The sequence below is a fragment of the Synechococcus sp. 63AY4M2 genome, from assembly GCF_002760475.1.
Lineage (GTDB): Bacteria > Cyanobacteriota > Cyanobacteriia > Thermostichales > Thermostichaceae > Thermostichus.
Genome location: NZ_AXUX01000001.1, coordinates 706,588 through 719,725 on the forward strand (window position 1 = coordinate 706,588; position 13,138 = coordinate 719,725).

At 63.1% G+C, this 13,138-nt stretch carries 11 protein-coding genes; 5 read left to right on the plus strand and 6 right to left on the minus strand.

The genetic code is table 11. The features are described from left to right. Positions 1-22 precede the first annotated feature (22 nt). The 3 genes from rapZ (at position 23) to SYN63AY4M2_RS03210 (ending at position 3,346) form a co-directional block, all read left to right on the plus strand. Positions 23-1,030, plus strand: coding sequence for an RNase adapter RapZ (rapZ, locus tag SYN63AY4M2_RS03200; protein WP_011429796.1), 1,008 nt, complete (start codon positions 23-25; stop codon positions 1,028-1,030). Then, positions 1,023-2,381, plus strand: coding sequence for a gluconeogenesis factor YvcK family protein (locus SYN63AY4M2_RS03205; protein ID WP_011429795.1), 1,359 nt, complete (start codon positions 1,023-1,025; stop codon positions 2,379-2,381). Before rapZ ends, SYN63AY4M2_RS03205 begins: the two co-directional genes overlap by 8 nt. A 233-nt stretch (positions 2,382-2,614) precedes the next feature. Beyond that, positions 2,615-3,346: a protein-L-isoaspartate(D-aspartate) O-methyltransferase gene (locus tag SYN63AY4M2_RS03210; protein WP_083759154.1), complete on the plus strand. Its 732-nt coding sequence runs from the start codon at positions 2,615-2,617 to the stop codon at positions 3,344-3,346. Here SYN63AY4M2_RS03210 and SYN63AY4M2_RS03215 read toward each other — a convergent pair. Beyond that, a complete protein-coding gene (locus SYN63AY4M2_RS03215) occupies positions 3,343-4,095 on the minus strand; it encodes a glycerophosphodiester phosphodiesterase (RefSeq protein WP_011429793.1) in 753 nt (250 codons plus the stop codon). The two genes, SYN63AY4M2_RS03210 and SYN63AY4M2_RS03215, sit on opposite strands and share 4 nt — an antisense overlap. Here SYN63AY4M2_RS03215 and SYN63AY4M2_RS03220 point away from each other — a divergent pair. Continuing rightward, positions 4,094-4,279 carry a hypothetical protein gene (locus SYN63AY4M2_RS03220; RefSeq protein ID WP_011429792.1) on the plus strand — a complete coding sequence of 62 codons (186 nt, stop codon included), beginning with the start codon at positions 4,094-4,096 and terminating at the stop codon, positions 4,277-4,279. The genes SYN63AY4M2_RS03215 and SYN63AY4M2_RS03220 overlap by 2 nt on opposite strands. Here SYN63AY4M2_RS03220 and SYN63AY4M2_RS03225 read toward each other — a convergent pair. From SYN63AY4M2_RS03225 to SYN63AY4M2_RS03240, 5 genes are all read right to left on the minus strand, one after another. Further along, positions 4,276-4,749: a peroxiredoxin gene (locus SYN63AY4M2_RS03225; protein ID WP_228375501.1), complete on the minus strand. Its 474-nt coding sequence runs from the start codon at positions 4,747-4,749 to the stop codon at positions 4,276-4,278. The two genes, SYN63AY4M2_RS03220 and SYN63AY4M2_RS03225, sit on opposite strands and share 4 nt — an antisense overlap. 137 nt (positions 4,750-4,886) lie before the next feature. Further along, positions 4,887-5,396: a GNAT family N-acetyltransferase gene (locus SYN63AY4M2_RS03230; RefSeq protein WP_228375439.1), complete on the minus strand. Its 510-nt coding sequence runs from the start codon at positions 5,394-5,396 to the stop codon at positions 4,887-4,889. A 345-nt stretch (positions 5,397-5,741) separates the two neighbouring features. Next, positions 5,742-5,888 (minus strand): hypothetical protein, encoded by a 147-nt coding sequence (locus SYN63AY4M2_RS13730; protein ID WP_011429789.1) that lies wholly within the window; start codon positions 5,886-5,888, stop codon positions 5,742-5,744. Between the two features lie 808 nt (positions 5,889-6,696). Then, the gene (locus SYN63AY4M2_RS03235) at positions 6,697-7,413 is read right to left on the minus strand and encodes a precorrin-2 C(20)-methyltransferase (RefSeq protein WP_011429788.1); all 717 of its coding nucleotides are present in this window, start codon (positions 7,411-7,413) and stop codon (positions 6,697-6,699) included. 20 nt (positions 7,414-7,433) lie between these two features. After that, positions 7,434-7,901: an STAS domain-containing protein gene (locus SYN63AY4M2_RS03240; RefSeq protein WP_228375500.1), complete on the minus strand. Its 468-nt coding sequence runs from the start codon at positions 7,899-7,901 to the stop codon at positions 7,434-7,436. A 174-nt stretch (positions 7,902-8,075) separates the two neighbouring features. Between SYN63AY4M2_RS03240 and SYN63AY4M2_RS14335 the strand changes: the two genes are divergently transcribed. Continuing rightward, entirely contained in the window at positions 8,076-12,974 is a 4,899-nt protein-coding gene (locus SYN63AY4M2_RS14335; RefSeq protein ID WP_276307390.1) for a translocation/assembly module TamB domain-containing protein, read from the plus strand. Positions 12,975-13,138 lie beyond the last annotated feature (164 nt).

Here is a 13,138-nt window from a genome sequence, read left to right on the forward strand (position 1 = left end):
CCCTCGCCCTAGAATAGGCTGCATGGACGATCAAGCGACTAGACCGACCGCCGCGACCTCGCCTGTTCTCGTTATTGCCGGGCTGACGGGATCCGGGAAAACCCTGGCCATCCAGCAATTGGAACAACTGGGCTACACCGGCTTGGAAGGGATCCCGCCTGACCAGGCCGTTTATTTAATCGAGGCAATCCGGCCTCGCCACCCTGCTCTAGCGGTGAGCCTAAACCTCCACACCCCGGAATATCGGGAGCAGTTCCTTGCCTTTGACCGCTGGCGGCAAGCGCAAGGGATCCCTTTCCTCTTTCTGGAGGCTCGTCCCCTGGTATTGCTCAACCGTCTCAGCGCCCACCGCCGCCCCCACCCTCACCGCCCTGGCCTTGGCCTGTTGGAGGCCATTGAGCAGGAAGTGCGCGATCTGGCCCCCGTGCGGGAGCGCTGCACCCACCTCCTGGATACGTCTGAGCTGAACAGCCAGCAACTGCGGCAGCAATTACAAGCCCTGGTCCACGGGATCCCACAGCCGCTCAACCTGAGGCTGGTCAGCTTCGGCTTCAAGTACGGTGCCCCCCCCGATGCCAACTTGCTGTTCGACGTGCGCTTTTTGCCCAATCCCTTCTTTCAGCCCCATCTGCGCCACTTGACCGGCCAGGATCCGCCTCTGCAGGAGTTCCTCTTTGCGGATCCAGTTACCCAATCCACCTACCGGCAGATCTTTTCTCTGGTGCAGGCGTTCTGGCCCCACTACCGAGCAGAACGACGGCCTCACCTGACCGTGGCCATCGGCTGCACCGGCGGGCAACACCGCTCTGTGGCTCTGGTGGAGCGCCTGGCTGAAGATCTGCGGCCCTGGGCTGTCCCCACCGACAACCCTGCCCTGCCTGCCCTGAACATCCAGGTGCAGCACCGCCATTTGCTGGATTCGCAGCGGGAGCTGGAGGCCCGCTTTGGCCCGCCACCCCCTGCCGCTGGCGTAGAACAGCAACAGGTTAGGATCCCTTTGGCCGGCGTTCCTGCACCTCCCCATGACTAAGCCCGCGCCCAGCAACAAGTCCACTGTGTGGGGGCCTCGCCGTCGCCAGGCCACTTGGCCGGGAAATGGCTGGAAATGGCTCTTCCCTGGTCTGGCGGTCAAGCGCTGGCTCACCCTAGCCGTGGGGGGCGTGCTGCTGATGGTGCTGGGCATCGCCATCTGGACAGAGCTGACCCCCATCTTTCGCCTCAAGCGATTAATCGACATCACCCTGCGCCTGATCACCACCTGGATCCCCAACAACATCAGCGGCCCCTTGGTGACCGGGATCGGCTTGGTGATGGTGGTGCTGGGCTTTCGCAGCGCCATGCGCTCCATCGAAGATGTGCTGATCCCAGAAGGAGACGAGGCGCTGGTGGATAAGCTCCTGTCGCGGCGACGTCTGAGTCGTGGCCCTCGCATCGTGGTGCTGGGGGGCGGCACCGGCCTTTCCAACCTGCTGCGGGGGTTGAAGCACTACAGCTCCAACATCACCGCCATTGTCACCGTGGCCGATGACGGCGGCTCCTCAGGGCGCTTGCGGCGGGAGATCGGCGTGTTGCCCCCTGGAGATATCCGCAACTGTCTCACCGCCTTGGCCAACGAAGAAAAGCTGCTCACGGAGCTGTTTCAATACCGCTTCCAGGCTGGGGAAGGTCTGAGCGGGCACAGCTTCGGCAACCTGTTCATCACCGCCCTCACCGCCGTAACCGGGGGCGACCTGATTCGGGCCATCACCGCCACCTCGCAGGTCTTGGCCATTCAGGGACGGGTGCTGCCGGCCACCCTGGCGGACGTCACCCTCTGGGCGGAGTTGAGCGATGGCCGCCGCGTGGTGGGCGAGTCCAACATCGCTAAAGCCAGGGGGCGCATTTGCCGCATTGGCTGCGACCCGCCCAACCCTCCTGCCTTGCCCGAGGCGATCGAGGCCATCGAGGCGGCAGAGTTTGTGGTGCTGGGGCCGGGTAGCCTCTACACCAGCATCATCCCTAACCTGTTGATCCCGGAGATTGTGGAAGCTCTGGCCAAGAACATGGCGCCCCACATCTACGTGTGCAACATTATGACCGAGCCAGGGGAAACCGACGGCTACACCGTTGGGGATCACGTCATGGCCCTGGATCGGGTGGCGGGCGTGCGCTTGTTCGATGGTGTCCTGGTACAGCGGGAGCCCCCTTCTCTCCGCGCCTTGGAGCATTACCGCCGCAATGGCTCTGAGTTTGTGGTGCTGGATCCGGATAAGCTGGCCTACCTAGGTTGCCGGGCAGTTCTGGCCAACGTCATGCAAGAGGATCCTGAGACCGGCTTGGTGCGTCACAACCCTGAGCGCCTAGCGGCGATGCTGATGCGCTGGTTTGACAGACACCGCTAAACCACCCCACGGCCCCACCTTGCTAAGGGCTAGCTGTAGCCGGTAGATCCTTGCGGCTAAGTCGTGCACAAGAGGAGTTTCCATCCCCTTGCGGGAAGGGGTAGGGGAAAAAGCCTGATTAAAGCTGGAAGTCTTTTGGAAAGTAGGCCAGGATCGAGTTGAGGGATCCCAAGGGACGGCGCAGCGTTCCCGGAAAATCCCGGCAAGCTGTTAGCTTTGGAGGTTGTGCGCCAATGGTAAAGTTGTTCTCGTCTCTTTTTAAGAGGACTTCTGACTCCTTGGCTGGGATCCCGGCTGCCGAGTTGGGCGCTCCTCAGTCCTGTGCCGGCGATAGTGGCATGGATCCCTGGGCTGGCCAACGGGAGCGGATGGTGAGGGAGCAGATCTTGCAGCGAGGGATCCGCGATCCCCGGGTGCTGGAGGCAATGCGCAAGGTGCCGCGCCACCTTTTCGTTCCCCCGGAGCTGCGGGAGCGCGCCTACAGGGATTGCCCGCTGCCCATTGGCTACGGCCAGACGATTTCTCAGCCCTATATTGTCGCCTTTATGACTGAGGCGGCCCGCCTCACCCCTGAGTCGGTGGTGCTGGAAATCGGCACCGGATCCGGCTATCAGGCGGCCATTTTGGCCGAGCTGGCCCGGCAAGTATATAGCCTGGAGCGGCTGGCTCCCTTGGCCGCCCGCGCTCAGCAAACCCTGGCCTCCTTGGGCTACCGCAACGTGGAGGTGCGCCAGGGAGATGGCTATCAGGGTTGGCCGGAACACGCCCCCTACGACGCCATCGTGGTGACGGCAGCCCCCCCAACCCTGCCGACGCTGCTGCTGGATCAACTGGCGGTGGGAGGTACCCTGGTGGTGCCGGTGGGCGAAAGCCAGGGATTCCAATCCTTGCTGATCCTCCACAAAACCCCGGAGGGGGTGGTGCAAAAGGGGGCCTTCCCAGTGCAATTTGTGCCCATGGTTTAGTCTTCTGCGGCCAGCCAGAGCTGGCGGCGAATTTGCAGCGCCAACTGAGGGTGGTCGGTGATCAGCCCCCGCACCGGCGGCTCCTCCCCAGACGGGCGCAAACAGAAGGCCATGATCTCCGGATCGTTGACCGTCCAGACGTAGAGCGGGATCCTGGCTTGGGCCGCCGCCGCCAAAAACGGCAGGTCCAGCCAAGAGTAATGGGGGGCGAGAAAATCCGCTCCCACCTCGCGGCAGTAGGTCAAGAGGGATCCCTTCTCTCCCTCCGGCTGCGCCTCCACCAACAGGCCAACCTGGGGGGCAGCCCCTCCCAGAAGGGCTTTCACCCGTTGCGCCACCTGGGGCAAAAAAGAGGTGATCACACACTCTGCAGGGGTCAAGAGCTTGCCGATGAGGGCGAGGATCTGTTCTTCGTAGCCCGCCTCTTTCAGCTCGATATCGAGGGCAATCCTGCCCCTGACGTGGAGCAGCGCTTCTTCCAAGCTGGGGATCGTGGGCTTGCGGGCGCGGATCTCCGCCCAAGTGAGCGCCGCCAGCGGCTGCCCCTCCAGCTCGGCATCGTGAAAAACCAGCGGGATCCCGTCGCGGCTGCGGCGCACGTCCAGCTCGATCCCGTCGGCCCCGCCTTCGATGGCCGCCGCAAAAGCGGCCAGGGTATTCTCCTCGGCGTGGGTGTGATCCCCGCGGTGGGCGACAATCCGGGTGGGAAAGCGATAGTCTGGAGGAGTTGAAATAATCTCTCTAGCCATGGACACAGCTGCAATTGCCGCCTTCAAAGAGCGCATCAAGCGCATTCGCGAGCGCCGGCCCACCTTGGTCAAGCTTTTGGAAAAGCCAGACCTGGGCAGCTTGCGGGTCGATGTCAATCAAGCCTTGGAGGAGATCGACGAGCTGCTGCAGGAGTTCGAGCAGACCTTTGGCCCCCAGGACTAGCCAGCCTGGGCGAGCTCTTGCAGTTGGGCCAAGACCTCGGCACTGTGCCGAGAGGGGTTGACAATCGGGTCGATGGCCCGCAGGATCCCCTCAGGATCGATCAAAAAAGTGTTGCGCAGGGCCATCTCCCCCGTCCAGGAGCCGTAGGCGCGGCTAACCGTGCCCTCAGGATCCGAAAGCAGAGGAAATTGCAGCCCCTCTGCCGAGCAAAACCGTCGGTGCGAGTCCACCGAGTCGGCGCTCACGCCCACAATCTCCGCTCCCAGCGTCCGAAACTTGGGCAGATCCTGCTGGAAGCGGCGCGCCTCGATGGTACACCCGGCAGTGAAGTCGCGGGGATAGAAGTAGAGCACCACCCACTTGCCGCGAAAATCCGCCAGCCGCCGCACCTGGCCCGACTGATCCGGCAGCTCAAATTCCGGCGCCGGCGCCCCGATCTGCGGCAGGGGGGTGGTGCCCCACTGGGCCAAAGCGGGCTGAACCCCTGCCCAGCTCACCAGCAAAGCCGTAAACAACCCCACAAGGCCCAACCAGCGCCAGCTCCTGCCCCCTTCCTCGATAACCACTGCAACACCTCTCCAGCTTTCTAGCTCTAGTTTACATAACTTCACGGCAGCCACTTGCAGAGCAAAAGCTGGGGTGGGATCCCCAGCCAATGCCAAAGTTGAGAGGTGCGCTGGATGGGAGTGTAGCGCAGTTGGGCGTAGAGCTGCCGGGCGGCCAGATTGTCTTCCACCACGTGCAGATACAACTGGTGATAGCCCCAACCTTGCACCACTCCTTCGGCGCTGAGCAAAAGCTGCCGCGCGATCCCGCGCCGCCGCCAAGGGGGCAACACCGCCAAGTTGGCCAGATAGGGATACTTCCCATGGGCCATCGCCCGCAAGGAGATCTCGGCAGTGGCCACCACCTCGCATCCCACCGCAGCCGCCAGGCAGCAGTAGTGCGGATCCCTGGCCGCCAGCTTGAGGCGCAAATCCTCGCGGATGCCCAACTTGTGAATCGGGTGGAGCCAGCGCTGCAGACCCAAGGGCGGGTAAAAGACCTGGGCGAGAACCTCCGCCACGGGCTCCAAATCACCTAGCGTGACGGGATAGACCACGAGGGAGGGCAACACAGAGGAAAACAGGGCGTTCAAGCATCTGTTGCAAGCGTCCTTGCTATTTTCGCAGAGAAGCGGCAAGCAGCTCGCAGCCAACAAGAAGTGGCGGCAACCCCACCGGCACCGCCACTGAACCGACAAAACTTGAGTGGAGGGGAAACCACCCACCCCCATGCACGTCACCTGCATCCAAACTTAGCTGTCTCTTCACTTATTCGATTGTTCTGAGCGATTGTTCTGAGCTCACCCCCCTCTGCTCAATTGACGGGGAGAGTAGAACAGCCACCTGACGAACCAACTTTTGAAGCTCTGCTCCCGAGGGTTGAAGTGCCAAAACCTGACCCGCTCTCGCACTGTGCCCTACAGCTCCCCAGCATAGCGAGCTGAGCCTTTGGCGCGATAGACATCATCGGTAATGGGCTGGTAACCTACTTCAACCAGATCAGACTTGGCAGGCGTGAACACGCGGATAACTGCTCTAGCAATTTTCGAGAGAAAGGCAAGCATAAAAACCTCCTCCAAGCGAGCGTGAAACTATGAACTGGGCGAACCCAAAATTGCTAAAGCCCGCAGCCCTTGCTCTACTGAGCAGAGTCCTGATTCGCCAGAGTCTGCAGGGGGGAGCACCTGAACCCGACCGAGCATCGGTTTTCCACCTCTTCCTTGATCCTAAACGGAGACTCGAAATAGCAGGCCGGCATCCCTTAAACGGGTAAGACCGCTCGCCATCTTGCCATCTCACCAGAGGTAAACGACCCCTTATCGTTGCAGCGGCTGACCTCAACAGACCCGACCGCTATTTGATTTAGCTCCCATGTCCCTTCTTCGGAAGAAAACCTGTCGTAGGTGCCAGGTGCTCCTCTGGGCAAGACAACCGCTTGCTATAGAAACCTGCCGGCGCAACGGATCGGAAGTTTGCACGAGATTGGATCAAAACGTTGACCGACAGGAAGCTTTGAGCTTGGGCAGATTGCAGGCTGGTGTCTCGCCTTTGAGATGAAGCTGAGATATTATCCTCCTTGCTTGAATCACTACATTTCTAATCTAGCTTGGGTCAAATCCCTCTACAATGGCTGGCAACTGTTCTTAACAGTCTAGGTCATTTCTTTAATCGTTCTTCCCATATTTCTTCAACATAGGTCTCCAGTAGATCTTGCAGTCGGATCCTCTGCCCTTTTCCAGAAGAAAGGTCTACTTTTTAGAAACTTTCCAGAAAGCAGGGGGGCTGGATCCCCAGCTCAGCCGAGGATTTGACCGAGACCACTCGACCCGGCCTCGGTGGGCCTCCCCCTTCAGGCGGGTGTCGGGGAGAACTTCAATTCCGGGGCCGAGAGCGCAGGATCAGCAGGGAAAAGTAGGGGGGGCGATAGTCGGCCAATCCTTCTAGGGTGGGGAAGAGAGCTTGCTGGGGCCAACCGGCCCAAGCCACCAAGCTGGCCTGCTGTAGCCAACCTCTTGCCGCTAGCCACTGCCAAACCTGAGGATAGACGGGGGCCACTTTCATCAGCACAACCACGTCGGCCCAGGTGCAGGCCTTCTCCAGCTCCGTCAGGGCAAAAAGAGCAGGCAAAATCGCCAATTTCTCGGAGCCGAGCGCCAAAGGGGATCCCAGAGCGGCAGCGGCGGCAAGAGGAGAGCACACCCCCGGTATGGCCTGGATGGGCAAGTCGGGGATCCGCTGCCGCAGGGCTTGGGACAGGTAGGCAAAGGTGCTGTAGAGGCCCACATCCCCTTCGCAGACAAAGGCCACATCTTCTCCCCGCTCCAGAGGCGGGGCCAGTTGCTCGGCAGCCGCTTGCCAGGCCGCCTGCAGCAGCTCGACTTGGGTAACAAAGGGCAGATGCAGCGGCAACAGGGTTTGTTCCGGTCGCAGCCAAGGGCGCACGATTTGGTAAGCTAGGCCCGGCTGGCCGGCGGCGTTCTGGGGGCAGGCCACCCACCTGACGGCGCCGAGGATGCGGGCTGCTTTGAGGGTGAGCCACTCGGGATCCCCGGCCCCGGCGCTAATGCCCCAAAAAGTCCCCAGGCCCATGGTGGAGCTTGTCCGCCAGCTCAGGAAGCTTGGCCGTCTGGCCCCTCAGGCCTTGCCTCGGCGGCGTCGGGGCGAGTGTCAGGCTCTGGACGTCCCCCACCTTCTGCGGCCAGATGATCGAGGGCCTCTTGGAGCGAGTTGCGCAAGGACAAAAACTTCTCTAGCCGCACCAGTTTCACCGTTTGGGTGATGCGGGGGTTGCTCACCACCTGAAAGATGCCCCCACGGCTCTGGGCCAGCTTGGCCAATTGCACCAGGGCACCGACGCCAGAGCTATCGATGAAGTCGATCCCCGTCAAATCCAGGATGAGATTGGGGGATCCCTCTTCTAGGTATTTGGTGACCACCTTAACGAAGACCGGCTCAGAAAAGGCATCCAGAAGGCCCGTCAGGTAAAAGACCTGGCAGTTCTCCAGCGCTTCGTGGCTGCCGCGCAAGCTGACCGTCAGAGACAGAGGTTCCGGAATGGCTTTTCTCCTTTTATCTATCTCGACAGAGGGTTGAGGCCCGATCTCGGGCGTGGAGATAGCTTAGCATCCCTACTCCCTTGGCGAGACGGTATTTTTCCGCGGGCAGGGGATTGCGGCTGGGGGCAGGGATCCCTGCTTTTTGGCCCCTCGTGGCAAGGCGGGAGTCCTTGGGTAGGATGGGGGCAGTTTTTGATGTTCCCCAAGGAGGCCGGCCTGCGGGCCAGACAGGGCTTCTCAAGTGGGGTGGTTGGGATCCCTGAGGGGCGAGCGTTGGGAGAGGATCGGCAGGAGCAAGAGGGGCAGCGGCGACGCTTTTCCCTTCCCCCCGGCACCTGGATGGTGGCGGGGCTGGGTTTGGGCTTGACGGCTGCCGCTTTTGGGGCTGCCTGGGGAATCGGGGCCTACTTTCAAGATCGGGTGCTGCCCCAGGTGGAAGCTACCCTCTCGCAGGCGATGCGCCGGCAGGTGGAATTGGGGGAGGTAAGGTTTGTAGCCCCTTGGCAGGTGAGGCTAGGGGAAAGCCACATCGAACATCTGGCCAGCATCGGCTCCATCGACCTCAGCCCCGACTTCTGGACCTGGCTGCAGACGGGGGAGTGGGTGCTCAATATTACCCTGAATCAGCCGCAACTGCTGCTGATGGAGACGCTGGATCGCGGCTGGGCAGACGTGCAGTTTCAACTGCCAGAAGGCGAGGGATCCCTGCCCTTGCAGGGGCTGAACATCCGTTTGCAGGGGGGATCCCTGACGGCTATTCCCTTAGTGGGAGAGCGGCGCCGGTTTGAGCAGTTGCAGGGCCAGGCGCAGGTGTGGCTGAGTGCCCCGCCGGGGGAGGAGGGAGGGGGTCGGGCCAGTTTCCAGCTCTCGGCGGCGCTGCGCTCTCTGGAGGGGGAAGGGGGCTACCCCCTGCAGCTCCGGGGGGTGGCGGATTTCGCCCAGGCTTCTGGCTCGGTGACGCTGGCCGCTCGGCGCCTGCCTTTGGAGCTGCTGCCCAGCGTCTTGCCGGCGGCGCCCTTGACTGAGGTGGAAGGGGAAGCCAGTCTGGATCTGCAAGTCCTCTGGGGAGGAGAACGCCCTTGGGAGTTGACGGGGCAAGCCCAGGTTCAGCAGGCGCGGCTGGGGCTGGAGAGGTTGCCCCATCCTTTTGAAGAGGTGAAGGGCTCCGTTCGCTTTACCCTAGAGGAGCTGGAACTGCAGGGGGTGAGCGGTCGTTTTGGCCAGCTTGCTTTTGAAGATCTCAACGGCTCCATTGTCTTCGGCGACAAGGAGGGATTGGATCTGCAAGCCGCTATTGCCCCGGCCAGCCTGCAGCAGATCCAGGAGACTTTCAACGTTGAGCTGCCGGCGGAAGGGGTGGTGGCGGGATCCCTGAGGGTCACCGGGCCGCTGAATGGGCCGCAGATCCAAGGGCAGTTGCGAGGGATCTCGCCGGGGCGGGTGGATCGCCTGCCGGTGCCGGAATATGCTTTTGGCTTCCGCTTGGCCGATCAAACCTTGGCCTTTGAGGAAATCGACCTGAAGGCCGCCGGCGGGCGGATCCAGGGATCCGGACAACTGCAATGGGCTGCCGGCTTAGCAGGCCGGTTCGATCTCCAGGTCACTGGGGCCGATGTAGAGCAGGTGCTGGCTCTCTACGACCTCAACCTGCCGCGGCGGGGCGAGCTGGGGCCGGTAAGTGCCCAGGTGCAGGTGGCGCTGGCGGGATCCCGGCCCCAGGTGGAGGCCACCTGGACAACCCAAGGAGGAGAGATTGCCGGCAGAGGACAGCTGCAGATCTTGCCCGAGGCCGAGGGGTGGGCGGTACAGGTGCCGCAGGCGGTGTTGGAGCTGGGCGGGGGCCGGGCCCAGGTGGCGGGGCGGTGGGCGGGAGGGCAAGTCCAAGCCCAAGTGGCTCCCCAGGATCTGCCGCTGGCCTTTTTTAACCCGCAGTGGCCGGGATCCCTCTCTGGTGAGCTGATGGCGCAGGTGGACACAGGGGAGGCGGCGGAGGTGGGTTTCCTGGCGGCGTTGCGGGCGCAAGGGTCGCTAGCCCTGTCCCAGCCTTTGGGAGAGAGGGGAGTGCAATGGGTTGACGGCATCCGCGGCCAGGTAGCTTGGGAAGGATCTGGCTTGCGTATCCAGCAGGCAGAGATCTTGGCCGACACCGCCCGCTTGGCCAGAGTAGAGGGAGAGATCCCGGTGGATCCCCAGACGCTGCAGGTGGGATCCCTGGACCTGAGCTTTGCCGCTGACGGGATCCCCCTGGCGGAAGTGCCCGGCCTGCCGCCACTGCTGCAGGGGGTGCTGCAGGGATCCGGGCAGATCCGCGGCTCTCCGGACAACCTGCAGGTGGCTGGCGAGGCGCAGTTGCGCGGCTTGCAGGTGGGGGAGGTGGCCTTTGCCGACTTGGCCGGGCCCTTTAGCTGGTCTGCCCAGGGGACGGCGGTGGAGCTAGTGGGGGCGCGGGAGCGGCTGGCGCTGCAGTTGGATCCCCAGTTTCGGCCTGTGCAATTCCAGGTGCGGCGGGGCGAGGCGGAAGTGCGCGGCCAACGCCAGCAAGATGAACTGCAGGTGACGGCAAGCCAGTTGCCGCTGGCTTTGCTGGGAGGGTTGGCTGCCGGGCCCTGGGCTGGCCTGGGCGGAACCCTCAATGGGGAGGTGGCGCTTGACCTGGCCAGTGGCGCCGCTCGAGGTCGAGCTGCGGTCGAGGGGCTGCGGCTAGGCGATCTCGCGGTGCAGGGCCTCTCAGTGGATTTCGATTATCGCCCCAGCGACGACTCCCGCCCCGCTCGCCTGACCCTTGCCCAAGCCCAACTGGAGCTGTTCGAGAGCCTCTACACCGCCAGCGGCACTTTGGAGCTGCCGGCAACCTCTCTCCAGGCTGCTTTGGATCCCACCTCGGAAGTCCCCATTCCCCAAATCGACCTGCAGATCAGCACCCGTCAAGGCCGCTTGGAAGATATCGTCTCTACTTTCAAGTGGCGGGAGTGGAGCGATATCACCAGCCGCGGTTTTCGGCTGCCACCTTTGGGCCCTGCCGCTGTGTTAGAGACAGAGCCGGTCGGCCTGCCCGGCTATCCGCTGCTGCAACAACTGGAGTACTACGCCCAGATCCTGGCCGCCCACCTGGGGGCCCTGGCCAGCCGTATGGATCCCCGCATCCCGCCGCCCACCAGCCTGCAGGGGGAATTTCAGGCCAGCGTCAGCCTGGTCGGCAACCTCAACCGGCCCAGCGTCAGCTTTCAGCTCGAGGGCCAGAATTGGCAGGCCCAGGAGTTCAGCATCGAGAGCCTCACCGCCAGCGGCAGCCTGGTCGAAGGGGCGGTGGTGCTGCAGCCGCTGCTGTTGCGCAGTGGCGAACGCCAGGCCCTGTTCTCTGGCAAGGTGGGCCTGGAGGAACAGTCGGGATCCCTGCAAATCCAAGCATTTCCTCTGGCTTTGCTGGATCGCTTCCTGCCGGACGAGCTGGAGCTGCAGGGAGATCTCAACCTGGATGTGGAACTGGCAGGCAACCTGCGGGATCCCCGGGCCCGCGGCTCCCTGACGGTGGTCAACGCCCAGATCAACCAGGTGCCGCTGCGGGAGGTGGGGGGACAATTTGACTACAACCAGGGTCAACTGCGCCTGGAGGGCGCCCTGCTGGCCAACGGCGACGAGCCGATCCGCCTTTCCGGCCTGGTGCCCTACACCCTGCCCTTTGCGGAGGTGCGGGCCGCATCGGATCAGATCGACCTCACCCTGCAAGCCGAGAATGGCGGCCTGCGCCTGATCAACCTCCTCACCGACCAGGTGCGCTGGGAAGGGGGCCAAAGCCAACTGGAGCTGGCCATCCGCGGCAGCTTGCGAGAGCCCAGCCTGCAGGGGAACCTCAGCCTTAGCTCCGGGATCCTCAAGTTGGCCGCCCTGCCGGAGCCCATCACCGACCTGACCGGCCAAATTTTCTTTAACCTCAACCAATTGGAGGTGCGGGAGCTGCAGGGCCAGTTGGGGGGCGGATCCCTCTTGGCCAACGGCTTTTTGCCCGTCAACTCCCGCGGCGCCCTGCAGATGGACGAGACCTCGCCACCCCTAACGCTGCAACTGCAAGGGATCCAGCTCACCCTGCCCAACCTCTACACAGGCCGCCTGCAGGGGGAGGTGGTGGTGGGCGGCCTGCTGCTGCGGCCTTTGCTCGAGGGGCGCCTGGAGGTCTCCCAAGGGATCGTAGATGCCAGCCCCCGCCCTGAAAAAGGGGAAGCGGCGGCAGCTCCCGCAGACTCGACTCAGGCGGATCCCTTTTGGCAGCCGCGGCTCAACGGCCTGGAGCTGGTTTTGGGGCCCGGGATCCGCGTGCAGCGGCCCAACCTGTTTGAATTCCACGCCAGCGGCAGCTTGCGCCTGTTCGGCACTCCCCAAGACCTGCGTCCGGCGGGCACCATCGCCCTGGAGCGAGGCCGCGTCAGCCTGCCCATTGCCAACTTTCGCCTGGATCGCTCCCGCCCCAACACCGCCACCTTTGACCTGGACAACCCCTTCGATCCTTTCTTAAACCTGCGCCTGGTGACCCAAGCCTTCGAGGTCTATCGCTTTCCCCAGGATCTGTCCCCCTTCGACACCAACCGCAACCTGCCGGGATCGCAGCAGAGCATCGAGATCTTTGCCAACGTCAACGGGCGGGCCAGCCAGCTTGCGGCTGCGGATCCCCGCAACGGCGTTCTGACCCTTTCCAGCAGCCCCAGCCGCTCCCCCCAAGAGATCGTCGCCCTGTTGGGGGGAACAGCTTTGGCCCAACTCAACCCCGAAGCAGGGGTGGCCGGGCTGGCGGGAACGGCTTTGCTTAACGATGTGTTGGAGACGCTGCGGGACACCCTCGGCTTGGATGAGGTTCGCCTCAGCCCCGTTCCCCAGGTCGATACCCGTGCCCCCAGACGCTCCTCAGTCGGCCTGGCGCTGGAGGTGGCCCGCGATCTGGGGCCGGCTACTTCCATCTCGGTGCAGCGCAACCTGACGGATCCCTTTCAGCCCACCCGCTACAGCGCCCGCTACCGCCTCAACGACCAAACCCTCACCCGTGCCACCACCGACCTCGAGGGCAACAACGTCCTTTCCCTGGAGTTCGAGACCCGCTTCTGACGGGATCCGCTCTGGCCAGACTACGGTTTGTTACATCGTTATTGCTACGCAACGCTGTCGCGAATGCGTCGGCGGCGCAGAGCGCTTGGGTAGTGGCGAGGATCCCTTGGAGAGTGTCTTATATCTGGTTTAAAGTGGCCATAGTTTCTCAACGGCTTTTGGAC